Origin of the sequence: Pseudoalteromonas carrageenovora IAM 12662 (assembly GCF_900239935.1) — a bacterium.
Taxonomy (GTDB): Bacteria; Pseudomonadota; Gammaproteobacteria; order Enterobacterales; family Alteromonadaceae; genus Pseudoalteromonas; species Pseudoalteromonas carrageenovora.
Genome location: NZ_LT965928.1, coordinates 196,650 through 220,454, shown reverse-complemented (window position 1 = coordinate 220,454; position 23,805 = coordinate 196,650). Strand labels below are relative to the sequence as shown.

The 23,805-nt window shown below is 39.5% G+C and carries 23 protein-coding genes; 9 read left to right on the top strand and 14 right to left on the bottom strand.

Features of this window, described 5'->3' with window-relative positions; translation table 11 throughout:
* The first annotated feature begins 165 nt into the window (after nucleotides 1-165).
* Nucleotides 166-1,200 carry a hypothetical protein gene (locus ALFOR1_RS01085; RefSeq protein WP_104641794.1) on the top strand — a complete coding sequence of 345 codons (1,035 nt, stop codon included), beginning with the start codon at nucleotides 166-168 and terminating at the stop codon, nucleotides 1,198-1,200.
* 116 nt (nucleotides 1,201-1,316) lie between these two features.
* On the opposite strand, the gene ALFOR1_RS01080 is transcribed toward ALFOR1_RS01085, so the two are convergent.
* Nucleotides 1,317-1,862: a PH domain-containing protein gene (locus ALFOR1_RS01080; RefSeq protein WP_058547906.1), complete on the bottom strand. Its 546-nt coding sequence runs from the start codon at nucleotides 1,860-1,862 to the stop codon at nucleotides 1,317-1,319.
* Nucleotides 1,863-2,122: 260 nt separating this feature from the next.
* On the opposite strand from ALFOR1_RS01080, the gene ALFOR1_RS01075 reads away from it, so the two are divergent.
* Nucleotides 2,123-2,872, top strand: coding sequence for a MipA/OmpV family protein (locus tag ALFOR1_RS01075; protein WP_104641793.1), 750 nt, complete (start codon nucleotides 2,123-2,125; stop codon nucleotides 2,870-2,872).
* 23 nt (nucleotides 2,873-2,895) lie between these two features.
* On the opposite strand, the gene ALFOR1_RS01070 is transcribed toward ALFOR1_RS01075, so the two are convergent.
* Genes ALFOR1_RS01070 through ALFOR1_RS01060 form a run of 3 tightly spaced genes read right to left on the bottom strand, consistent with a single transcriptional unit; the run spans nucleotide 2,896 to nucleotide 4,112 of the window.
* Nucleotides 2,896-3,513 (bottom strand): LysE family translocator, encoded by a 618-nt coding sequence (locus ALFOR1_RS01070; protein WP_104641792.1) that lies wholly within the window; start codon nucleotides 3,511-3,513, stop codon nucleotides 2,896-2,898.
* Complete coding sequence (locus ALFOR1_RS01065; protein WP_058547909.1) at nucleotides 3,514-3,696, bottom strand: hypothetical protein; 183 nt, start codon at nucleotides 3,694-3,696, stop codon at nucleotides 3,514-3,516. It lies immediately after the preceding gene.
* Between the two features lie 17 nt (nucleotides 3,697-3,713).
* A complete protein-coding gene (locus ALFOR1_RS01060) occupies nucleotides 3,714-4,112 on the bottom strand; it encodes a DUF3224 domain-containing protein (protein WP_104641791.1) in 399 nt (132 codons plus the stop codon).
* A 91-nt stretch (nucleotides 4,113-4,203) separates the two neighbouring features.
* Here ALFOR1_RS01060 and ALFOR1_RS01055 point away from each other — a divergent pair, with 91 nt between their 5' ends.
* Nucleotides 4,204-5,982 carry an ABC transporter transmembrane domain-containing protein gene (locus tag ALFOR1_RS01055; RefSeq protein WP_104641790.1) on the top strand — a complete coding sequence of 593 codons (1,779 nt, stop codon included), beginning with the start codon at nucleotides 4,204-4,206 and terminating at the stop codon, nucleotides 5,980-5,982.
* On the opposite strand, the gene ALFOR1_RS01050 is transcribed toward ALFOR1_RS01055, so the two are convergent.
* The gene (locus ALFOR1_RS01050) at nucleotides 5,979-6,611 is read right to left on the bottom strand and encodes an OmpA family protein (protein WP_058547912.1); all 633 of its coding nucleotides are present in this window, start codon (nucleotides 6,609-6,611) and stop codon (nucleotides 5,979-5,981) included. The two genes, ALFOR1_RS01055 and ALFOR1_RS01050, sit on opposite strands and share 4 nt — an antisense overlap.
* 196 nt (nucleotides 6,612-6,807) lie before the next feature.
* Between ALFOR1_RS01050 and chrA the strand changes: the two genes are divergently transcribed.
* Nucleotides 6,808-7,962 (top strand): chromate efflux transporter, encoded by a 1,155-nt coding sequence (gene chrA, locus ALFOR1_RS01045; protein WP_104641789.1) that lies wholly within the window; start codon nucleotides 6,808-6,810, stop codon nucleotides 7,960-7,962.
* Here chrA and ALFOR1_RS01040 read toward each other — a convergent pair.
* Genes ALFOR1_RS01040 through speA form a run of 4 tightly spaced genes read right to left on the bottom strand, consistent with a single transcriptional unit; the run spans nucleotide 7,919 to nucleotide 12,942 of the window.
* Nucleotides 7,919-9,178, bottom strand: a complete 1,260-nt coding sequence (locus ALFOR1_RS01040; protein ID WP_058547914.1) for a mechanosensitive ion channel family protein — start codon at nucleotides 9,176-9,178, stop codon at nucleotides 7,919-7,921. The genes chrA and ALFOR1_RS01040 overlap by 44 nt on opposite strands.
* Nucleotides 9,175-10,095, bottom strand: a complete 921-nt coding sequence (locus ALFOR1_RS01035; protein WP_104641788.1) for an acetyltransferase — start codon at nucleotides 10,093-10,095, stop codon at nucleotides 9,175-9,177. Before ALFOR1_RS01035 ends, ALFOR1_RS01040 begins: the two co-directional genes overlap by 4 nt.
* A 27-nt stretch (nucleotides 10,096-10,122) precedes the next feature.
* Nucleotides 10,123-11,001, bottom strand: coding sequence for an acyltransferase (locus tag ALFOR1_RS01030; protein ID WP_058547916.1), 879 nt, complete (start codon nucleotides 10,999-11,001; stop codon nucleotides 10,123-10,125).
* Between the two features lie 60 nt (nucleotides 11,002-11,061).
* Nucleotides 11,062-12,942: a biosynthetic arginine decarboxylase gene (speA, locus tag ALFOR1_RS01025; protein WP_104641787.1), complete on the bottom strand. Its 1,881-nt coding sequence runs from the start codon at nucleotides 12,940-12,942 to the stop codon at nucleotides 11,062-11,064.
* A gap of 199 nt (nucleotides 12,943-13,141) precedes the next feature.
* Here speA and speE point away from each other — a divergent pair, with 199 nt between their 5' ends.
* On the top strand, nucleotides 13,142-14,005 hold the full coding sequence (gene speE, locus ALFOR1_RS01020; RefSeq protein ID WP_058547918.1) for a polyamine aminopropyltransferase: 864 nt from the start codon (nucleotides 13,142-13,144) through the stop codon (nucleotides 14,003-14,005).
* A 180-nt stretch (nucleotides 14,006-14,185) separates the two neighbouring features.
* Here speE and ALFOR1_RS01015 read toward each other — a convergent pair whose 3' ends face one another.
* The 3 genes from ALFOR1_RS01015 to ALFOR1_RS01005 form a co-directional block, all read right to left on the bottom strand.
* A complete protein-coding gene (locus ALFOR1_RS01015) occupies nucleotides 14,186-15,787 on the bottom strand; it encodes a methyl-accepting chemotaxis protein (RefSeq protein WP_104641786.1) in 1,602 nt (533 codons plus the stop codon).
* Nucleotides 15,788-15,852: 65 nt separating this feature from the next.
* Nucleotides 15,853-17,085 carry a hypothetical protein gene (locus ALFOR1_RS01010; protein ID WP_104641785.1) on the bottom strand — a complete coding sequence of 411 codons (1,233 nt, stop codon included), beginning with the start codon at nucleotides 17,083-17,085 and terminating at the stop codon, nucleotides 15,853-15,855.
* Complete coding sequence (locus ALFOR1_RS01005; RefSeq protein WP_104641784.1) at nucleotides 17,075-17,698, bottom strand: cupredoxin domain-containing protein; 624 nt, start codon at nucleotides 17,696-17,698, stop codon at nucleotides 17,075-17,077. The genes ALFOR1_RS01010 and ALFOR1_RS01005 overlap by 11 nt, the downstream gene beginning before the upstream one ends.
* A gap of 159 nt (nucleotides 17,699-17,857) precedes the next feature.
* Between ALFOR1_RS01005 and ALFOR1_RS01000 the strand changes: the two genes are divergently transcribed.
* Nucleotides 17,858-19,900, top strand: a complete 2,043-nt coding sequence (locus ALFOR1_RS01000; protein ID WP_104641783.1) for a glycoside hydrolase family 97 protein — start codon at nucleotides 17,858-17,860, stop codon at nucleotides 19,898-19,900.
* A gap of 27 nt (nucleotides 19,901-19,927) precedes the next feature.
* Here the strand turns inward: ALFOR1_RS01000 and envZ are convergent, their stop codons facing one another.
* Both envZ and ompR read right to left on the bottom strand, forming a co-directional pair.
* Entirely contained in the window at nucleotides 19,928-21,244 is a 1,317-nt protein-coding gene (envZ, locus tag ALFOR1_RS00995) for a two-component system sensor histidine kinase EnvZ (protein ID WP_104641782.1), read from the bottom strand.
* Nucleotides 21,245-21,249: 5 nt separating this feature from the next.
* On the bottom strand, nucleotides 21,250-21,969 hold the full coding sequence (ompR, locus tag ALFOR1_RS00990) for an osmolarity response regulator transcription factor OmpR (protein WP_058547924.1): 720 nt from the start codon (nucleotides 21,967-21,969) through the stop codon (nucleotides 21,250-21,252).
* 184 nt (nucleotides 21,970-22,153) lie between these two features.
* Between ompR and greB the strand changes: the two genes are divergently transcribed.
* The 3 genes from greB (at nucleotide 22,154) to ALFOR1_RS00975 (ending at nucleotide 23,706) form a co-directional block, all read left to right on the top strand.
* Nucleotides 22,154-22,627 carry a transcription elongation factor GreB gene (greB, locus tag ALFOR1_RS00985; protein ID WP_058547925.1) on the top strand — a complete coding sequence of 158 codons (474 nt, stop codon included), beginning with the start codon at nucleotides 22,154-22,156 and terminating at the stop codon, nucleotides 22,625-22,627.
* Nucleotides 22,628-22,762: 135 nt separating this feature from the next.
* Nucleotides 22,763-23,074 (top strand): hypothetical protein, encoded by a 312-nt coding sequence (locus tag ALFOR1_RS00980; RefSeq protein WP_104641781.1) that lies wholly within the window; start codon nucleotides 22,763-22,765, stop codon nucleotides 23,072-23,074.
* A gap of 50 nt (nucleotides 23,075-23,124) precedes the next feature.
* On the top strand, nucleotides 23,125-23,706 hold the full coding sequence (locus ALFOR1_RS00975) for a CBS domain-containing protein (protein WP_058547927.1): 582 nt from the start codon (nucleotides 23,125-23,127) through the stop codon (nucleotides 23,704-23,706).
* Nucleotides 23,707-23,805: the final 99 nt, after the last annotated feature.

Below are 23,805 nucleotides of genomic sequence, written 5' to 3'. Positions count from 1 at the left end.
AAGCTGCGCTACTTTTCAAATACCACATTAACTGAATCTAAACAGTACAACCTTTATTGCTCTTGATGTAAAAAGTACTTATTAACAAGATTGACTATTAGTATTTGAGCTGCCAAGGTTTAACCGAAAAAGGTACGAAATTAACATCTAAGGAAAGAGAAATAAATGAAATGTTTAATCACATTTGTAGCCTTGTTGCTTATGTTTGCAAATATTGCAGAAGCAAATGATAACAACGTTACTTTATTTATGTGCGAGGGCTGTAATTACGATGAAGCCTATCAGTTAGCAAAAGATAACCCCCCATTAACTCAATGCTACTCATCAGACCCAAACGAAATAATCACAATTGATAATCAGGTATGCTACACAACGCCTAAAAAGGTTATAGTTGCAGATTTACTTGGTAAAGAGCATTTTGCATTTATGGTTAGGCATCATAATCAAGGCTCAAGTAAGCTTTATCTTAATAAATATGCTGAATCGATATCTTTGAACACCAATGATAAAACCGCAATATTAAGGTTAAAAACAACTTTTAAAAATTTCTCTACATTTTTAAAAGAAATGCAGACAGAGATAAGTGCATCACCGCTCAAAGTGAGTCAATATACTTCACTTAATATGACTAGTCCAAATACGGCAGACAGCTGCCCTCCACATATAACCGATGCAGTAAAAGCAGTACTTGAAGGACGAACCGCATCCCAATTACAGAATAGGCTAAACAATAAAGCTAAAACTGATTTTAAATACCCAGAACGCTTTTTTCTTGCTAAGGAATTTAGTAGTGAAGGTTTTTCAATTGGTGTAGGCGGAATTTTGTACCAAGGCACTTGGGAAAAAGTAAGTAAGAACTTCAATACACACGTACGTTTTACTCAAAACCAAGAAGCTCCCCTGAGTGGTACAAGTCAGTACGACGTCGTTTTCTCAGTAAAGTGGATTAAAGAATTTGGTGCACTTAGCGTATCAGTGAACCCCTATTTAACTTATTTAGATGGGATTACCTTAAACCAGCTTAAAACAACATCGATTAATACTGTGGACCAATGCCTTCAAGATGCTTTAGATCAAACACTACCATCAAACACCTCTCCACCTAGCTCTGGAGGTGGTGACGGCTGGGATAATCAAGTTTGCGAAAAACATTATTATATCAATGAAGTAAAAATACTTACAATTAAGGTATCTTGTTAAATCTTCTATAATCATTTCGCTAAATGACGGGTAGCAATAACTACCTGTCATTCAAGCTTTAATAATTAAACACGCCCCTTTTTTCTTCTATTTCTTTACTAAAGCTATTAAATCTCTTACTTTTTCTCATCTAATAACGTGCTTAACATTTGCTCGATATTTTTTACGCTATAAGTAAGTGCGCGTATTAGCTCTAATTGATTTTTCGGGCTTTCTGCATTTGAAAACTTTGCCGGTGCTTGCGCAGCTAAGTTATCTTTTTGCTCAAGTATGGCTTCTCTAAACTCACTGGCGTTTACAACACCAAGTAATGACACCAATGCACCATGACCAGATTGCCCGGCGGTTTCAAAGCTTAAGCGGTATAAGCCAAATAAACGCATAAGAGGCCCTTGGCTCAGCCCAACATCGGTTATTTTTTCAAGTGGTATCGATTTTTCTTCTTTAAATAAAATACCGCGTTTAACAACCAGTTTTTGCGTGAGTAATTGCGCCGACATAGCCGCTAAAATTTTACCTGCCACCAGCCAAACAATAATTAACACCACAGGTATGAGCGGAATAGTCACCAAGGCTAAGGCGCTAAAAAGGCATGCCGTAGTCATCCAGTATTGCTTCACTTTGGGATCAAAGCTGGCACTTTTTAAAATAGGGTTGCTCATTGGTTTATCCTCATACCCATTTTATTAAATCTAGGGAGTGTGTCTTTATTGATTGAGATAGTTAAACACGCTTACTGTATTAAACTTACGTGATCAACGGCTTCAATGCAATTTAGCCACTTACATTCAAATATACTTTCACACACTCTATTACAAACACCAACAGTAAATATAGCTACACTAAAGCCTATTAGTTTTGAGATGCACTTAAATTGTCTCAGCAATTTATCTTTTTACTTATTTAACACCTAAGGCTTTTAATGAACACTTATATTAAAAACTCAATACGGATATTAGTTGGCACTCTAACGCTTTGTAGTATTGCTGCTCAGGCTGAGTCGCAGTTTTCATTAGGGGGCGGCGTTATTTCTACCAGCTCCCCTTATGCGGGAACCGACAGTGAAACACTTTTTTTACCTATCATTACCTATGAAGGTGAAAGACTTAGTTTTAGAGGTTTGTCACTTGATTATAAATTAGTGGAGGAGCAAGATTTTAATTGGTCATTAGTTTTAGAGCCAGGCGATAACTTTGATACCTCAGATTCAAACCTTGCAGCCATTAAAGCCTTAGACGACAGAAAACTGTCTCTTTATGCTGGCACTAAGGTTAGCTACTCTGCAGGCTTTGGTAAAATAAGCGCCAGTGCTACTCATGATGTAATAGGCCACGGTGATGGCGCTAAATTTAAAACCAATTACAGTTACCCTATTAAGTTATCTAAGCAATTAATGCTTATTCCTTCTGTGGGTGTTGAGCTAAATAGCAGTGATGTATCTAACTATTATTATGGTGTAGCAACCGGTGAATCTACCACCTATGCGCCTTACGAACTTAGTTCTACAGTTAACTACAATGCGGGTTTATTTTTAATGTATTACATTAATAAAAACTGGAACGTAAACGCTATGGTTAACTATCAACAGCTCGATTCTGACATTGAAGACTCACCCATTATTGATACCGATAACACTACTACCGTTATGATGTCGGTTAACTATCGTTTTTAATATTATTAGCGTGTGACAAATATTTACACGCTAATAATTACTTTAACAGCAAGGGCAATAAATATAATTCCTAGTATTTTATCAAGCCATGGGTTTTGCTTGGTAAAACCAAAGCGGTTTTTTGAAACTTCTGTCAGTAACGCCACCAGTAAATACCAGCCGGTATCAATTACAAATACCGTTAAGCACATAATAATACCAATGCTTAAAGTAAGGTTTTGCGGGTCAATAAACTGTGAGAACAACGCTAAAAAGAAAATAGCGAGTTTTGGGTTTAAAAATGCAATGGCAAAGCCATCTTGTAATGCTTTAGCTGCACTCACCTCACATTTTTGTACTTCAAGTTCGCTATTACTTAGTTTTGCTAGCAAAATTTTTATACCTAAATACGCCAAATAGGCCGCACCTAAGTAAACGAGTATTTGATAAACTGTTGGAAACTGCGTCATTAAAGCGCCTAACCCTAATAACGATGCACCGGCATACAAGCCAACGCCAGTGCCATGACTGAGTGCGGCAAGCATACCGTTTTTCATACTGCCGTTAAGTGAGTGCTTTAAAACCACCGCCAAACTTGGCCCTGGCGACATTGCGCCCATCATGCAAATAGCCGCTAGGCTTAACCATACTGAAAATGTCATTTAAAGCTCGTCAGTTTCAATAAGTAACGTATAGCCATGCACTTGCCCATAAAAACCTGCCAATGGCACTGCGTTTAACACTTTCCAACCATCTTGATTTAATTCCTGTATGCGGTCATTCAGTGCGGCTATATCTACGCCACCCAAAAAACGAGTCTTTCTAAATTCGATTACTTTTTGCATTTTAATCCTTGTGTATCTTATAACGTGTATTCAAAATCGTAGTAGTGAATCCCTTGCTCAATACGTATTTTCATACTGCCCGTTAACCCTTCTAGCTCATGAGTGCCTGAGTCGGGAATTACATTTAAAATTAGGCTGTCTTGGCCTTTATCCATAGTACCAAAATGCTGTAATACAAAGCTGCCTTTTTTACCTTCAAGCTCGCCTATTACTTGCTCTATGGCAACATAACCGGCACTGCCTTGCGTGGGTGTCATGGCGCTTAGCATTTCGCCTTGGCTGGTGGCATTTAAGCTACCTTTAAAAGTTTTATCTATCGACATACGCCCTAAATTAATACCATTTTGGCCGCTTGCGTAGCCTTCTATAGGGGCTAGGTTTACATTAAATTCTCCACTTACGGTTGCTGTAGTCATAACTTTTCCTTATTGAGGCTAATATTTAAAAGTATTGATTTTTATTATCTTAGTGCCATATCTATACCTTAACCTTTAAAAAGAATCCACTATGTCAAAAACAACACCTAAGCCCGAAAAAGCCGCCTTTAGTAGTTTATTACCTATTTTTGCGTTTATTAAACCGTATAAATGGATGGTAGTAGCGGCGCTTGCTGCTCTTTTAGTCACAGCAGGTGTTAACTTATCATTAGGGCAAGGCGTTAAATTTGTCATAGATCATGGCTTTATCGCAGGCTCCCAAGCCCAGTTACAACAAGCTGTATTGGTACTTATTGGTTTGATTAGCTTATTAGCCGTGGGCACGTTTAGCCGCTTTTATTTAATGTCGTGGATTGGCGAACGCGTTAGTAACGATATTCGCAAAGCGGTGTTTAATCGCATTGTTACCTTGCACCCAAGCTACTTTGAAGAAAACCGCAGTGGCGAGCTTATGTCGCGTTTAACAACCGACACCACTTTATTGCAATCGATTATTGGCTCATCGTTTTCTATGGCACTGCGCAGTGCATTAATGTTAGTGGGTGGCTTAGTAATGCTGTTAGTTACTAACTTAAAGCTTACCCTTGTCGTTATTGCTTGTGTGCCGCTGGTATTAGTACCCATGATGGTATTTGGTAAAAAGGTGCGAAAACTTGCAAGCTCTAGCCAAGATGCAATAGCCGACATAAGCACCTATGCCGGCGAGATCATTCAAAACATTAAAGTAGTACAAAGCTATAGCCATGAAGCGCAAGAGCAGCACGCTTTTGCACTTGAAACCGAAAAAGCCTTTAGTGTGGCCAAAAGCCGTATTAAGCAACGCTCATTTTTAATTGCAGCGGTCATATTTTTAACTTTTAGCGCTATTAGCGCAATGCTTTGGGTAGGCGGTAGTGACGTATTGGCAGGTACTATGACTGGCGGTGAGCTAGGCGCCTTTGTGTTTTACGCTATTATGGTGGCTATGTCGGTGGCAACCGTTGCAGAGGTTTACGGCGAGCTGCAACGTGCAGCAGGTGCTGCGGCGCGCTTACTAGAGCTACTTGCAGTTAAAAGCGAAATAGAAAACCCAATCACTTCACAAGACGATAAGCTATTAGTAAACACTAATAGCCCGGCTATCGAACTTGAAAACATTAGCTTTAACTACCCATCTCGCCCCGATGTAAGCGCCCTTAACAAAATAAGCTTAACTATAGAGCAAGGTAAAACCGTTGCCATTGTTGGCCCCTCTGGCGCAGGTAAAACTACGTTATTTGAATTACTACAGCGCTTTTACGATCCAGCAAATGGCGCGATTAAATTTAATGATGTAAACATTAAAGACTTATCGCTTAATACCCTCAGAGGTAAAATGGGCATGGTGGCTCAAAACCCTATTTTATTTAGTTCAGACGTAATGCATAACATTCGTTACGGCAACCCAAATGCCACTGACGAGCAAGTATACGCCGCTGCAAAACATGCCCATGCTGATGAATTTATTAAACAATTACCGCAAGGTTATAATAGCTTTTTAGGTGAGCAAGGGGTAAGGCTATCGGGTGGGCAAAAGCAGCGAATTGTACTGGCGCGCGCTATTTTAAAAGACCCTGAAATACTGCTTTTAGATGAAGCGACCAGCGCACTCGATGCGCAAAGTGAGCATCATGTACAAGCGGCGCTTGAGCACTTAATGCAAAATCGCACCACGTTAATTATTGCCCATAGGCTAGCAACGGTTAAGCATGCAGATGTAATTGTAGTAATGAAAAATGGGGAAATAAAAGCAACAGGGAGCCACCAGCAATTGCTAGTAAGCTCCCCTTTGTATCAGCGTCTTTGTGAATTGCAGTTCAACAAAAATTAATCTTCAGTGTTTGGCACTATTTGAATTTCTACACGGCGGTTTTGAGCACGGCCATTTGCGCTATCGTTAGTCGCAATTGGACGTGTTTCGCCATAACCCATAGTACTTACACGCTCAGCCATAATTTGCTGATTAACTAAGTAGTTTTTAACGCTTTGAGCACGCTCACGCGATAGGTTCATGTTGTAGCTATCTTTACCTGTGCTATCTGTGTGGCCTTCAATACTTAGGTACGTTTTTTCGTATTTGTTCATCACTTTAGCAATCGCATCTAAGGTGTCGTTAAAGCCAGACGAAATATAAGATTGATCAGTCGCAAAGGTAATATTAGATGGCATAACTAAACGCAGGTTATCGCCTTCGCGTACAACTTCAACACCCGAGCCTGCAAGTTCATCACGAAATGCTTCTTCTTGCTTATCCATGTAATTACCAACTGCAGCGCCAGCTAGTGCGCCAATGGCAGCGCCTATAAAAATACGCTTATCTTTATGGTTACTTGTTGCTTTGCCTAATACGCCACCGGCTGCTGCGCCAATAGCCGCGCCTTTGCCGGTATTATTCATTTCACAGCCGCTTAGTAATACTGCGATAACTGATGCACTTATTAGTGATTTAGTTAATGTCATGATGATGTCCTGTTCGTTCTAGAATTACCAAGAGTATGCAAATACATCTATGAACAAACTATGAAGTGTCTGTTAATTTTTAAGTAAAATTAACTTTAGCAACGCATAAAGCGGTAAACTCAGCAGTGTGTTTTTAATAAAAATGTCATACTAGTTTGTGACAATTTAATGAATTTTGAAAAAGGACTCTAGCTCAATGTTATTAGCTATTTTTAGGCAGTTTTTTTTGCTTGGGTGTATGAGCTTTGGTGGCCCAGCCGCACATTTAGGCTATTTTAAACGCCATTTTGTAGATACATTAAACTGGCTAACCAACACTCGTTATGCCCAGCTTATTAGCTTAAGCCAAGCTCTTCCAGGGCCAGGCTCTAGCCAAGTAAGCTTTGCTATTGGTGTAGAGCGAGCGGGCGTACTTGGCGGAATAGCTGCGTTTATTGGTTTTACACTGCCTTCATTTTTAATTATGGTGCTACTTGCTATTAGTGCGCATCAGTTTGATGCCGTTTACTTTGCAATTATTGCCGGTTTAAAGCTATTTGCAGTGGTAATTGTTGCCGATGCCACGCTAAGTATGGCTAAAAGCTTTTGTACAAGCATTACTTTAAAGTTACTTGCAGTACTAAGTACGCTTGCCTTAATACTATTGCCAATGATGGGCACCCAAATCGCTATTTTAGTAATTGCTGCAACAATAGGCGCGGTTTGGCCTTTATTAAAATTAAACACAAGTGCGGCGCTAACAAGTGATTCCAAAAACACTGTAAATTGGCTTCCACTAGGCTTATTTGCTTTATTGCTGTGTATTAGTTTTATTCCTTTAGGGCGAGAATTTGCTTTGTTTACCCCTTTTTACCAAGCGGGTGCCATGGTATTTGGTGGTGGACATGTTGTGCTTCCTGTTCTGCAGGCAGGTGTACCAGCACTCAGTGATGAGCAGTTTTTAAGTGCCTACGCCAGCGCTCAAGCTATACCTGGACCAATGTTTACCATTGCCACTTATTTAGGGGCTCAACTAACTACAGAGCAGCCTTTAATTGGCGCAATAATCGCAACATTACTTATTTTCACACCGGGTTTTTTACTAATATTAGCATTTCAAAAAAGCTGGTTAAATTTGGCTAATAAACCACGTTTTGCAAGCTCAATAGCGGCACTTAATGCTGCGGTAGTGGGGTTTTTAGCGGCTGCATTGTACTCACCAATTTGGACATCATCGGTGCATAACCTTTGGCAAGTGGGGCTGGTAATTGTGGCCTTTGCATGGCTACGATTTAAAAAGCCACCTATTTGGTGGCTCTTAGCTTTATTTATTGCTGTGGGCCTTGCTCAGCACTATTTGCCACTACTTTGAACGTAGGCTTATCTGTTTGTTGAGCGTTAGGTTGGCTTAATTGCCCACTTACGCTCTGATATGCTCTAAGGCCAAACACCGGCAGTACCGCAAGCAAGTGGTCCATAATTTCGGCTTGTAAATGCTCATAAGAAATCCAGCGTTTATCTTCGCTAAAGCAGTAAAACTCAATAGGTAAGCCATGGTTTAATGGCTGAAGCTCTCGTACCATTAACGTGAGCGATGTATTAATTTTATTATGCTGCTTTAAGTAACCCTCTGCGTAACGACGAAATAGACCTAAGTTAGAGACCGGATCAGGTAATGACGCAACACGTATATACTCATGCAGCGGAATAGCCGCATCTATTTGCTTTCTAAACTCGTCGCTTACTAAACAAATGCTATGCATGTCTATGTTTAGTGAGCGCTTGATACGTCTACCGCCTGATTCTTGCATTCCACGCCAGTTTTTAAACGAACCCGCAACCAGCATATAAGTAGGAATAGTAGTAATGGTGTTATCCCAGTTGCGCACTTTTACAGTATTTAAACCTAAATCTATAACCTCACCATCTGCGCCATAGTTTTCTACTTGGATCCAATCACCGTAAGTAACTAAGCGATTTGCCGCAATTTGAATACTCGCTACAAAGCCTAAAATAGTGTCTTTAAATACTAATAAGGTAACAGCGGCTATTGCACCAAAACCAGAGAGAATATACGTAGGTGATTTTTCAAGTACGATACTCACTATTAATATTGCACATACAATAAACGTAATAAGTTTTACGACTTGTAGTAAGCCCTGAATAGGCACTTCGCGTGCAAAATCTAGCTGGTTATAAATAGCACCAGCTATACTCACTATACTGCTAAAAATAAAGCCTACGTGAATAATCAGTATGCCTTGCCCAATCGTTTTTAAAATTTCGGCGGTTAGCTCATTGACTGGGTACACGCTATCAAAGGTTGCTAAAAAAAGTACACTACATAGCATACCTGCAATACGTTTATTGAGTTTATTAAGCAACGGGGAGAGTAAACCAATACGCTCAGGAGATAACTTAGTAACAACCTTTTGAATTCCCGGAAGCATCAATCGGCGTGTAAATAAATACACAATTAATAATGATAAAATGCCAATTGAAGCTGCCGTAATTGAGCTAAGAAAATTAGCATCGGGGACTTTTTCAAACCAAGGGGCAATTAAATCCTGAAGGTGTGTGTTGGTCATAGTGTTTCAATTTCCTTACTGACTTGTGGTTCAGGTAAATCTTGTTGAGCATAAATGCCGGTGAGCTGCCTATCTTTAGCAACCCATAGCTCATTAACGTACTTTTGAAAATCGCTTCTAAATGCTTTGTCGTGTTGATAGCTGCCTAGCATTTGCTCATTGATAGGTGTCACATCAATAGAGACATAAATTGAATTAAGCTCACCTGTTAAAATATTACGACACACATGGCTGGTTTTACCGCTGTACACTACGCTCGAATTTAACATAGCGTCAAATTGTTCACCCAGTACCTCAAGCGCAAAGGCGATGCCACCAGCTTTAGGTTTAAGCAAATGTTTAAAAGGACTTTGCTGACTTGTATGTTTTGCTGGTGTGTAGCGGGTGCCTTCTACAAAATTGATTATTGTAGTGGGGTTTCGTCTAAAATTACGGCAACTATGTTTTGTACGCTCAACATCTAAACCTTTAAGTTTTGGGTTTTTAGCGAGCTGTGCTTTACTCACGCGCTTCATAAATGGCATGCCCATAGCCCATGCACCTGAGCCAATAAAAGGCACATACTTTAATTCATCTTTTAAAAAAAACTTTGGGGCAGGTAATTTATGCAATGAGCTAAGTACGGCTATGTCTAACCAGCTCATATGATTGCAAATAAGTAAGTACCAACTTTGCAAGTTTAAATCGCCATTTATATTTACTTCAATATTAGGGCAACCTAACCACAAGCCAAACCTATTACCATTACACCAACCACGATAAACACGGTGTAAAATAGTGTTTATTACACCCAAAGGGAGCAGCATTTTTACCAGCCCAAACAGTAGCACTAGAGTGCCAAAAATAATCACATTAGAGAACAATACACAGCCTACAATTAAGCCATTAAGCCAATTTGGTAACCACTTTTTTAGCATAACTGTAAGCTCATTATATTTGCCTTATTATTTATGGTTTTGCTCAAGCTGCTGTAGCGTTTGCTCTTTTTCTTCCCATAAACGGTTTAGTTCACTTTGAAAGCCCACTCTAAATTCAGAGTCGCCAGTGTAATCACCAATTAGTTCTTCGCTTACTGGGCGTATATCTACGTGTACGTTAATTTGCTTCACTTTACCACCTGCAAAATCCATAAACGTAGGTATGCCATCTGGGTAATGTATGGTTACGTTAACCACTTTAGAAATTTGCTCACCCATCGCCTGCATTACAAATGCAATACCGCCCGCCTTTGGTTTTAACAAATGTGGGAAAGGGCTACTTTGACGCGCATGTTTTTGCTCTGTAAAACGAGTACCCTCTACAAAATTAACAACGCTTACTGGCATTTCTTTAAATTTTTCGCAGGCTTTACGGGTTGTTTCTAGGTCTTTACCACGTAATTTAGGGTTCTTTTTTAACTGACTTTTACTGGTGCGAGTCATAAATGGAAAATCGAGCGCCCACCAACACAAACCTAAAATTGGCACGTAAATAAGCTCTTTTTTCAAAAAGAAGTTTAAAAATGGAATTTTGCGATTAAACACTCGCTGCAGTACTAAAATATCTACCCAGCTTTGGTGATTGGCAATGACTAAATACCAATCTTTTAGTTTGGTTTCTTCAAGGCCAGTTACATTAATTTTAGTGGGTGTAAAAAGGCTCTGATTTAAGCTATTAAACGACACCCAAATAGTGGCACATTGCTTAGCAACCCAACTTAAAAGTTTTTGTAAGGGTTTGATAGGAATTAACTTTAATAACCCACAAACAAAAATGGGCACAAACCAAATAAGCGTGTTTATTGTGTAAAAAATAATACTAAATACACTGCGAATAACTGACATTACTTCCATTCCTTTAAACAGTGCGCAGCAACTAATACTGCGCTTATATTTACGTATAAATTAATCTTCAAAATAGGTATAGCCTTCAAGGCCTGCATTAAGCTCTGCTAAATATCCCTCTTTGCATTGCTCGGATACAGTTAACTTATTAACCTGATAAGCAAAGTTATCCGCCAAAATGGCGCTATCATAGTCAACAAACTTTAATACATCCTTAACGCTATCACCTTTAATGGCATTGGTTAGTACATAACCTTCGTCATTTAGCTCAACATGTACTGAGTCGGTGTCACCAAATAGGTTATGTAAATCACCTAAAATCTCTTGGTACGCACCCACCATAAACATAGCAATGTGGTATTGCTCGCCGGGTTTGTACTCAGGAATAGGTAGGCTGGTTTCTATACCTGCACCTTCTACGTATTCACGAATTTGTCCGTCAGAATCACAGGTTATATCTTGAATAATTGCGCGCTGAGTTAAAGGCTGATTTAGGCTTTCTATTGGCATAACCGGAAATAACTGCTGAATGCCCCAAACATCAGGTAACGATTGAAACAGTGAAAAGTTAACAAACAGTTTATCAGCAAGCTTTTCGTTTAAATCGTCGAGTACTTCGCGGTGTGCGCGGGCATTATTGCTAAGCGATGCACGTACGCGATGTAAAATAGTAAAGTATAACTGCTCTATTTTTGCCCACTCTAACATGCTTACTAAACCATGCACGTATTGATCGTGTGCTTCGCTAAATAGGTGCATCGCATCGTGATAAATTTCCAGCGCCATACGCGGGTTTAATCGTTGTAAACACTGCCACATTTCATCAAGTACTAGGGCACTATTTTCAATAGGTGGCTCTGGGTTTAAATGATTAGGCGCTTTTTCTACATCAATTACATCAGTAATTAACACAGCGTGATGAGCCGTTAAAGCGCGGCCCGACTCAGTAATAATGGCCGGGTGTGCAAGGTTATGCTGGTCGCACACTTCAGCAAAGGCATTTACTACGTTACGTGCGTACTCTTCTACTGTGTAGTTCATCGAGCACGCACTGCGAGAGCCTGAGCCTTCGTAATCAACGCCTAAACCACCACCGACATCAACCGTATTAAGTGGCACACCTAACTGAGTAAGTTCCGCAAAGTGACGCGCACATTCGCGCAGGGCGTGGTGTATGTCACGTATATTGGCAATTTGAGAGCCAATATGAAAATGCACCATTTGCATTAAATGCAACTTATTATGCTGCTTAAGTACTTCAACAGCACTAAGCACTTGCCCTGCAGTTAAACCAAACTTACCTTTTTCACCACCGGTATTTTGCCACTTACCTTTACCCACTGAGTTTAAGCGAATACGAATACCAATAGCAGGATCTATGCCTAAGTTGTCTATTTCTTCAAGTAAGGTAGTGAGTTCTGATAGTTTTTCTACCACTATTTTAACGCTGTGCCCCATAGCTTGACCAATACACGCTAAACGCAAAAACTCACTGTCTTTATAGCCATTACAGACAATAGTAATTGGCTCTTTTGCAACGCCTAAAATAGCCATAAGCTCCGGCTTTGAGCCAGCTTCAAGGCCTACTAAACCACTAGGATGGGCAAGTAACTTACTTACCACAGAGCGTTGCTGGTTTACTTTTATTGGGTATACACAAGTATATTTACCTTGGTATTCACAGCTGCTTTGCGCAAGCGTAAAAGCATTGGTAAGTGTATCAACGCGGTTTTTTAAAATATCAGTAAAGCGTACAAGTACAGGCAAGGTTAAACCTTGTTGTTTAAACTGCTCTGTTAATTGTGTTAAAGAAATAGCGCTTTTGGTTTGGTCACCATCTGGGTAGGCTACCAACTCGCCTTGTGCGTTTATATCAAAATAACCATCACTCCAATGAGCAACGTTATAAGTAGCGCGTGCTGTTTCTAAACCCCAGGTCATGGCAACTCTTCTTTAGTCAATTTAGCTATAAAGGCGCATTTTAATACGTCAGTACTGGCTAGGCTAACAAAAATTGAACTTTCACTCATCCCTAGCTAACTTTATTCGTTAAATCGGTTAAAATATCATTGAGCAAAACGCCAAGCACTGGCAGAATTGCCCCTTTTTCATACTCAACCTAAAAAGTGTAAAAGCAACTATGGCAAATTTAGATCAAAGTAAGTGGTTTACTGAAATTAGCGACCGCGATGGCAGCGCATTTTCATTACGTATTAACAAAAAGCTAGACGAAAAACAGTCTCCTTTTCAAAAAGTAGAAATGTTTGAAACCACAGACTTTGGTAATTTAATGATCATCGACGGCTGTACAATGGTTACAACCCGCGAAAACTTTTTTTACCATGAGATGATCAGCCACCCTGCACTTTTAGCGCACCCGAATCCTAAAAACGTAGTGATTATAGGCGGCGGCGACTGCGGTACATTACGCGAAGTATTAAAACACCCAGGTGTAGAAACCGTAACGCAAATAGATATAGACGAAGTAGTCACGCAAATGTCGTTAAAGTACTTCCCAGAACTTTGCGAATCAAACAACGACCCTCGTGCTAACGTTATGTTTGACGACGGCATTAAATATATGCGTGAAGCCGCTGGTGAGTCTATCGATGTTGTTATTGTTGATGGCACAGACCCAGTAGGCCCAGGTGAAGGTTTATTTAACCATGCGTTTTACACAAGTTGCCTAAATGCACTTCGCCCAGGCGGTATTTTAGTACAGCAAAGTGAATCGCCACTTATGCACATGCCATTGTTAGTTGAAATGCGTGAAGCTATGTTAAGTGTAGGGTTTAATGATTTACAAACACTGCCATTCCCACAACCAATTTACCCAAGCGGTTTATGGTCAGTAACACTTGCTCGTAAATCAGAGACATTTAACGGCTTTAGAGAAGACGGCGCAGCACAAATAGCCGAGCAAAGTGAATACTACAACAGCGGTATTCACCATGGTGCACTAGCTACACCTAACTACATGAAACGCGCGTTTGATAAAAAGTAATGCTAATGCACTTTAGGCTTTGTTGACTTTCCAGGGTTAAAATTGCATTAAAAAAGGGACTTTTAAAGTCCCTTTTTATTTTTATAATGACGATTCAAGCAGAACCCTAGCTAGCAAATAATATAAGTACAATTATATTTCAAAACCTTAAAGAGTTATCTAACCAGATAATCAGCTTATTTAAACTTTAAATCGATGCACTAAGTGATTTAACTCATCAGTCAATTGTTCCATTTTTTTAGATACATCTTCAGTAGTTCGAGCAAGCGATCCCCCTTCTAAAGTTTGATCGTTTAATGATGATAGGTTTTGACTTATTTCATCTGCAACCGTTGTCTGCTCTTCAGTCGCTTGCGCTGTTTGCATCGCCATATCATTTACTTTAGTAGACGAGCTTTGCATTGCATTAAGCACATCATTAGTTTGACTAAACGAGCCAACCGCATCATCTGCAAATTGCTTACCTTCATCTATCGCTTTAATTGATTGTTCTACGCTCGTTGCAAATTGCTCTATCATTTTTTGAATATCGTTTGTGCTAACTTGCGTGCGTGTAGCCAATGTTCTTACTTCATCTGCTACCACAGCAAAACCTCTGCCATATTCACCAGCTCGCGCGGCTTCAATAGCAGCATTAAGCGCCAGTAGGTTTGTTTGCTCTGCAATGGCACGAATAACCTCAAGTACTTTGGCAATGTTATCAGAGCTTTGTTGTAGCTCTGTAGAGCGCGCCATAGCTTGCTCCATATTTTGCGACAAAGAAATAATACGAGAACTAGAGTGCGCAACCGCTGTTAATCCTTGCTGAGCTAAATTTAACGATTTATCAGCTTCTGTTGATGATTGCTGAGCAACACCTGCAACTTCTCTACTTGCTACACTCATCTCATGCACTGCACTTACTATCGACTCAGAAGCTTGGCTGAGCGTTTGATTTACCGCATTGTTTTTATTTGCAACCTGACTTAACTCACCACCTAATTCACTTAGCTCTTTTGATTGCTCTAAAATATCGCGAATTAATTGCTGTAAGTTGTCGAGAAAACGATTGAACTGCGTTGCAAGTTCAGAAAACTCATCTTTAGACGTTATAGCGATCCTACCAGTTAAATCGCCATCACCAGAGGCTATATCGTCAATACGAGAAGTTACATAGTTAATTTGCTGCGTTAATTGCTTAGGAATAAGATAACTAAACCAACACGCCACTAATAAAATTAATATGACAAAAATAAGCATAGTTAACTTAGTTGAAGCAATTGTGTCTGATAGTTTTTGAACTTCTTCAACCGATGTTTGCTCTGCTAATTCACCAGCTTGATCAAGCGTAGCTCTTAATTCGTCAAATGCTTTTTCTGATTGAGACTGTTTTTTTAGATTTGTTTTATCATTCATATAGGCCAGTGAAGCGTTTAACCAAGTATTATAAGCACCATCAAAACCGCGAAGCCCATTTATAGCTTTTGGATAATCCGATAACAAAGTTAAGTACTGCTCTAACCTTTGTGTTACTTGCTCGGCATTTTCTTTATGCTTTTGCAAATAAGCTTCTTTATTGTCGTTATGTGCGACTAAATTTAACTCAGCAACCTTTGCTTGATACAAATCCCTGTCGGCACTCAAAGCAAGAGACACAGCCTTAATAAATTTATCGGATTGCACATCTAATGCATTTTTTTGTAAGTTAATTAAGTATGAATACCCAATAATTAACGACAAGATAGCAATACCTAAAATAACAATAGGAAAAGAGACTTTGACGCGGATACTATTCAAATTCATTAATTACTCCAAAAAAAACCATATTTAATACCTACCTTTTTGATAATAAATCTAGTTTATAAAACCTAAAATCGCCATTGAGCGTTTAGCATTATTTGCTGCTGCGAGATTCGTTCATTAAATCCAATTGGCTCTCTATTTTTTGCAACACTTTTAAGTGCAGAACCTTCAACCCCTATTTGTAGTTTATTAGTGAGCTGGTAGCGCCATGTTGCGGTTAAACCTTCCCCATTGCTTGCATTAGGATCAAACGCAGTAGTGTCGTTATCTGTCACTTTAAAGTAATCGTAGCGTACAGAAACTCGATGCTTGCCTTCTTTATGGCTTAACATTAAATAATGGCTGTAAAAGGCATTATCTATTAAAGCATTAGCGCCCATTTCGGTTTTACCATTAAGTACCTGTGCTATAAAGCGGGTTTTATTATTAAACTTATAAAGCCAAGCGGCGCTTGTAAAGCGAGTATCCCAAGCATACTGCCCTGTACTAATATTAAGTGTGGTTGGGTCACCGTTATTGTTGTAATAATAAATTCGAAATTGTGATTTTTTTAAGTAATCCCAGTGTACGCCAGCGTAATAGCCAAAACGTCCGTCTACTTCTTCAAACGGTAAAACCTGATTAGCTTGCCAGCGTAATTCATACGTATTTAATGCCGCTACAGGCGCAAATTTAACACTTTCGTTAAATGTAGTTTGCCTATCGTGTAATGCAAAACCACGCCAAGCAAGTAAAGTACCGGCAGGGTCATTGCCTTTAAATGTAGCACCTACAAAACTAAAGCTATGAGCGCTGTTAAAACGTTTTGCTGGGCGCTTAATAGTTACCTCTGCGCCAACAGTGCGTACTTCCTCGCCTATCCAGCTATTAATAGCTGAGTTTGTATAGTTATAAGGAGAAGTCCATCCTATATCAGGGTTTTCAAGCGACATAAGTGGATAAAAGCCCCCTACACGCACATGCCATTTATAGTTGCTGTTAGATAGCGGCTGATACTTTATATAAGCTTGCGTAAAACCAAGGCCAACGTCAGGATCTTGATTCGCATTTAACACCCCATGAGCCGACCAACTAGATGCTAAATCAACATTAAAATCTAAAATACCTTGGGATAAAATAAGTTCGTCGCTTTTAGTATCGTGCCGATATAGCCCAAGGCCGCCCTCTTGGAAACTACGTGTATCGTCACCCTGCACGGCTCTAATTTGTATCAAGCCTTTTACTTGTGCATACAATGCATTACTAAAACATAAAGCACCGGCTAAAAATATCAGCCTCGTTAAACGATTAATAGTCATCAAATTCATCCGTAGCAAAGTCAATTTGCTCCGCAATTTCCTGCTTTACTCTATAAGTGATCGGGTTAGTAGCCACAGTAATAGTTTGAGATTCAACCTTACTAATATCACTAAACCCAGAATGCCAAACACTTAACGTGTATTCGCCTACATTGGCATTTAAATCAACATGACCATTTTCATCAGTGATTGCAAAAATAGTACTATCGACCACCACAATATAACCTAACATCCAATCATGAATATTACAGCCAAGCTCAACCACACCCGTTTGGTCAAAAATAATCGGTGCTTTTGGCTGTTCTTTATATAGCTTTAATTCGAATGTTTTTGCTTTAGAAAATGAATAAACGTGGTGCATGATAGAATCCGCATTTGGAAATTCTACTTTTGCATTTTGCGGAACAACTAATATTCGTGGAATAAACTCTCTATTCTGTTGGCTCATTGCATAAGGAGCTTCGGGCGCGGTAATCTCAGTAGAACCGCTAGCAGTTAACCACACAACGGCATTAGCTAAGGGCTCATTACTTGAATTTTTTATCGTTATATTGGCGGTAAAGCCCTGAGCACTGGCACATAATAAAAATACATAAACTAAAACTTTGATCATATTAGTCGTCGCTATTATCAATTTATTTACATTATAGACCGAACAAGTCGTTAAATTCTTTCTATTTTTTAAAACATTGAATACGTATGTAATCAGTCGTATTAATAGCCAACAGTCATTATCCTTAAATTTCACCACCGACTCATCTAAGGACACGCAATGAGAATACCAGCACTTGTGCTTTTAGCCTTTGCTAGCAACAGCTACGCACAAACGGTAGAGCTAAAATCGCCAGACACACAAATAACGGTCATCATTTCTGATGAAAACACCACACCAAGCTACTCAATAGAATTTAAAAATAATCCTGTTATAAATAAATCACTGCTTGGATTTGAATTTAAGACTCAAGCTGCGTTTAGTGATGGCTTTAAAATTAAAGATATCAAGCAGCAAAGCGTAGACTCACAGTGGCAACAGCCATGGGGAGAGCGCCAAACAGTCACAGATAAACATAACGAAGTAGCTGTTACCTTTACAAAAAAAGAATCTAACTCAGGCACTTATACTATTCGTTTTCGCGCATTTAATAGTGGTGTAGGCTTTAGATACGAAGTACCTAAACAAGCAGGCTTTGAGCAAACATATATAACTAAAGAACTAACTGAGTTTGCAATAAATGATAGTCAAAATGCTAAAGCTTGGTGGATCCCCGCTCGTGGTTGGAACCGTTATGAGTACGTTTACAACACCACCGCGCTTAACGAAGCGGCGTTAGCCCACACACCATTTACGTTTAAAACAAATGATGGCACTCACGTAAGCATTCATGAAGCTGCCCTTGTTGATTACGCAGGTATGGTACTTAATCAGCGCCGCCCAGGTACGTTTACGGCTGATTTAACACCCTGGTCAGACGGTATTGCGGTTAAAAAACAAGGTGCGTTTAATACTCCTTGGCGTACCATTCAAATTGCCGATAGCGCCGTGGGTTTAGTTAATTCAGACATTATATTAAATTTAAATGAGCCTAATAAACTCGGTGATGTCTCGTGGGTAAAACCAGGAAAATACGTAGGTATTTGGTGGGGCATGCACATAAACACACAAACCTGGGGCAGTGGTAAAAAACACGGAGCTACAACACAAACCACTAAGTACTACATGGACTTTGCGGCTGAGTACGGATTTGACGGTGTGCTAGTAGAAGGTTGGAATGAAGGCTGGGACGGGGATTGGTATTTTAACGGTGATGTATTTAATTTTACAAAGCCTTACGATGACTTTGACATAAAAGCCCTCACTCAATACGGCAAACAAAAAAGCGTACAACTCATTGGTCATCACGAAACATCAGGTAATGTAAGTAATTACCATGACCAAATGGAAGATGCTTTTGCCCTTTACGAAAAATCAAACGTAAGCCAAGTTAAAACAGGTTACGTAGCCGATGGCGGTAATATAAAACGTATAGACAAAAACGGTATTGCACGCCATGAATGGCATGATGGCCAATTTATGGTTAACGAATATTTATACAACGTAAAGCTGGCTGCTAAACATAAAATTAGCATAAACACCCACGAGCCTATTAAAGATACTGGCCTGCGCCGTACCTACCCTAATTGGATTGCGCGCGAAGGTGCACGTGGGCAAGAGTATAATGCATGGGGGTCGCCTCCTAACCCACCTGAACACGTACCAATGCTTGCTTTTACACGTATGCTTTCTGGCCCTATGGACTTTACACCGGGTATTTTTGATATGAGCTTTAGTGGTTTAGGGGATGATACAAATCGCCCACAAACCACGCTTGCAAAACAGCTTGCGCTTTATGTTGTGCTATATAGTCCGATTCAAATGGCTGCTGATTTACCTAAAAATTATTTAGCTAAGCCTGACGCATTTCAATTTATACAAGACGTACCTACAGATTGGCAGCAAAGTATTGCCCTTGATGGCGAAGTGGGCGACTTTATTGTATTTGCTCGTAAAGAGCGAAAACGCGACAAATACACAGGTAATGATTGGTACTTAGGCGCCGTAACTGACGAAAAAGCCCGTACTATTGAAGTAAAACTCGACTTTTTAGAGCAAGGTAAAAAGTTTGAAGCGCAAATTTATCAAGACGGTAAAAACGCAGAGTGGAAAAATAATCCATATGATTTAAATATCGAAAAGCGCGTAGTCACCACAAACGATAAACTAACGCTTAAACTAGCTACCAGCGGTGGCACAGCCATTCGCTTTAAAGCACTTTAAGTAATTGAGTAAGTAACTCTGCACAGTTTACTGTGCAGAGTTAAGCGCCTTAATCGGTAAATAAATTTGTGCACTTAAGCCACCCTCAGAGCGGTTTTCTAATTTCACTTTACCGTCGTGCATATCAATAATGCGTTTAATAATGGCAAGGCCTAACCCACTGCCTTCGCTGCCACGCGCTGCATCCCCTTGCTTAAAAGGTTCAAATACAGATTCAAGCTCGCTTTCAGGTATACCAGGACCCTTATCGTTAACTGCAATAACTACGTATTTTTTATTTGAATTAAAGTAACTCAGGACTTCAATATCATCCTCAGAGTAACGCAATGCATTACCTATCATATTTGTAATTACGCGCTTAATAGCCACAGAGCTCAATGGAATTTTGCCTATGCTTGGGTTGCTCTTAAATATGATTGTGCGCTGGTGTTGTAGCTCTGAATGGACAACCTCAGCAACTAAGGCGTTTATATCTTCGCAGGCGAGTTCTTCACGCTTATGGTGGCGTAAGTACTCAATAAACTGATCGATAATACCGTTCATGTCTTCTATGTCGTAAATAATGCCTTCACGAAGGTAATCATCTTCATCAACCATCATCTCAGTTGCAAGGCGAATACGGGTAAGTGGCGTGCGTAAATCGTGAGATACACCAGCCATTAGTAAACGGCGGTCGTTTTCAAGTGCGGCAATTCCGCGCGACATTTGATTAAACGCGCGCGTTACTTCTATTACTTCTGTTGAGCCTTCTTCTTCTAATTTGGTAGAAAAATCGCCTTTGCCTACTTTTACTGCAGCTTGTTGCAGTGCTTTTAATGGCCTATTAAGGTGCCTTGCAAACAACCACCCACCCAGCACACTTAAAAAGCCAATACTTGATAAGTAAAAAGTTAAAAACTCTAAGTTATTCTCTTTAAAGCCTTTAAGCGGCACTTTTACCCAATAGCCTGGTGCTTGCGGAGCTTCTACCCAATATATTAATGGATCGGTTTGGCTAATACGCACTCGTGCAGAGCCATTTAATTGCTCAGACATACTACGTGAAAGCATTGAATACTCGCGAGTTTGACCAAGCCCTTGGCGCATTGCTTCGCGTTGAGTCATTACCTCAATTCCGGTAATTTCAAAAAACTTAGCCGACACTTCGTCGTTAATTTCGACCCCATCTTCCCAATCAATAAATACTGTTTTAATTTGCTTTGCGAGCATTAAATTAACTTGCTCTATAGTGGGTTTTACAACATAAAAGCTCACCGTAACATACGACACAATTTGGTTTATTAGCAGTAAAGCGGCCACTAAAAAAACAGTTTGCCCAAAAGCACTTCGCGGAAAAAATCCCATATAAATTACTTTTCACCGTCAGGGACAAACACATAGCCTAAACCCCAAACAGTTTGAATATAGCGTGGATTAGCCGCATCTACTTCTATCATGCGGCGAAGTCGCGATACTTGTACATCAATGCTGCGCTCAAGCGCACTGTAATCTCGCCCGCGAGCAAGGTTCATTAGTTTGTCGCGGCTAAGTGGCTCTCTTGGGTGCGAGACCAAAGCTTTTAACACTGCAAACTCGCCGCTGGTTAATGATATAGTTTTATCGCCTTCGCTCATTTCGCGAGTTGCTAAATTAAGTGTAAATTTACCAAAAGCTATTAAGTTTTCTTCTGCGGCTGGCGCACCGGGAACCTCTTTTGCTCGACGGCGTAAAATAGCTTTAATACGAGCCAATAATTCTCGTGGGTTAAATGGTTTTGGAATATAGTCATCGGCCCCAAGCTCAAGGCCAATAATGCGGTCTACCTCATCACCTTTAGCTGTGAGCATAACAATAGGAATTTCGTTTTCTTTTTGACGTAAGCGGCGGCAAATAGATAAGCCGTCTTCGCCTGGGAGCATTAAATCGAGAACCATTAAGTGAAAGTTTTCACGTTCAATGAGTCTATCCATTTGCTCTGAATTTGCAGCCGTCCTAACAATAAAGCCTTGTTCTACTAAATAACGCTCTAACAAGCTACGCAAACGCATATCATCATCAACAACCAATACTTTTGTGGTTTCGTGTCCCATAATCTCTTTCTTATTTTTATCTCCAATTAATAGTTAATATAAATGAAAAACTTAATAATCAAAAACTAATTACAAGTCTAGATTGTTACTGAACATTTCAAAGCTATATTATTAAAGTTTACGCTCGACAAATTTTGGCAAGTTTAATAACGTGCACACCATTAGAGTTAATAAAGAATTCATCATGAAAACAAACTTAGTGACCCGTGAAGGGTATTTGCAACTGCAGCAAGAGCACGACCATTTATGGAACGTAAAGCGCCCTGAAGTAACCAAAATTGTAAGTTGGGCAGCAAGCTTAGGTGATCGCTCTGAAAATGCAGACTATCAATACAATAAGCGTTTATTACGCCAAATAGACCGCCGGGTACGGTACTTGCGAAAGCGTATTCCTGATTTAAAAATCATCGACTACTCTCCCGTTCAAGATGGAAAAGTATTTTTTGGTGCTTGGGTAGAAATAGAAAACGAACAAGGTGAAATTAAAAAGTTCAGAATTGTAGGCCCTGATGAAATTTACGATCGTAAAGATTACATATCAATCGATTCACCGATGGCTCGCGCACTTATTAAAAAGCAAGTAGATGACGACTTTGAAGTAGTTACACCTCAAGGTAAAAAGCAGTGGTACGTAAATAGTATTGAATATCAAAAATAAAGCCCAATAACAGTAGTTATCAATAAAAACTTTGATTCAGATCATATTAACTTTTTATTGTGTATTCTATTTGAGTAGGATATAAGAGAGTTAATCAGGTTACTTGGTTAACCTGAATTTTTTAAGGTAGTGGCCATGTCAAACGTAGTACAGCGCATATTAAATAATGCCGTATTGTTTGCACTTTTAATGAGTGTAAGTTTGTCGTTGCATGCCAATACCACTGAAGTAAACATAGATAGCGCTAAGCTAGCTAACCACTTTATTGCTTGTGACATTCCTGACCAAGCTAACCTCGATCTTGACGTAGATTCTCACGTTAATGCATTTACCTTTAGGGCGCTTCAACCACTTCCTAATGTCGTAAACTCTTTTTATAAGAGCACTAATTTAAACAGACCTTTTAGTACTGCGTACCAACGCGGACCACCTAGCTATTTAATTTAATTCATTATTTTACAACTTAATTAAATTTTATAACGACTAAGGTGACTATTATGTCTAACTTTAAAGAATTACGTACCCTAAATGTATCTCACGGTGTTATTGCAAGCACATTTGCAGACGATCAACCATTAATTGACTTATCATCACCTGCGTTAAAAATGGTAAATAACTTTACCCATAAAACGCCAATTCGTGCTCAGTACGGAACAACGATAACTGAAGCACTAAAACAAGTAAGTGCACAACAATCAGACTTTGTTTTAGTCACTGATGAAAATCAAAAATTAATTGGGCTGGTTTCTAGTGCTGATTTACAAAGCTCTAAAATCACTATTATTGCCCAGCGTTTAAATACACCAAAAAGCGAAGTGAGCTTACGCGACATCATGACCCCTATTAGTAAACTTACAGGTGTAAGCATGCAAAGCTTAAGCTACGCATGTATTGGTGATGCGCTTCAAACAATGGAGCACCAAGGCACAATGTTTTTATTGGTAACAACAGCCAGCAGCGAAATTTGCGGCTTAATTTCAGCTCGCCAAATAGCTAAAACATTACACATACCAGTACATATTACGCCAATAGCCCACTCTTTCAGTGAAGTATTAGAAAACATTGAGCACCCTCACTAGGGCGCTCTTTTAACCGCAGTAATTTACTCCCAACCCAACCATCTTAAAGCAAGTAAAATAGCTTGCTTTAAGAGCTTTTTATTACTACCTCCTGTGATA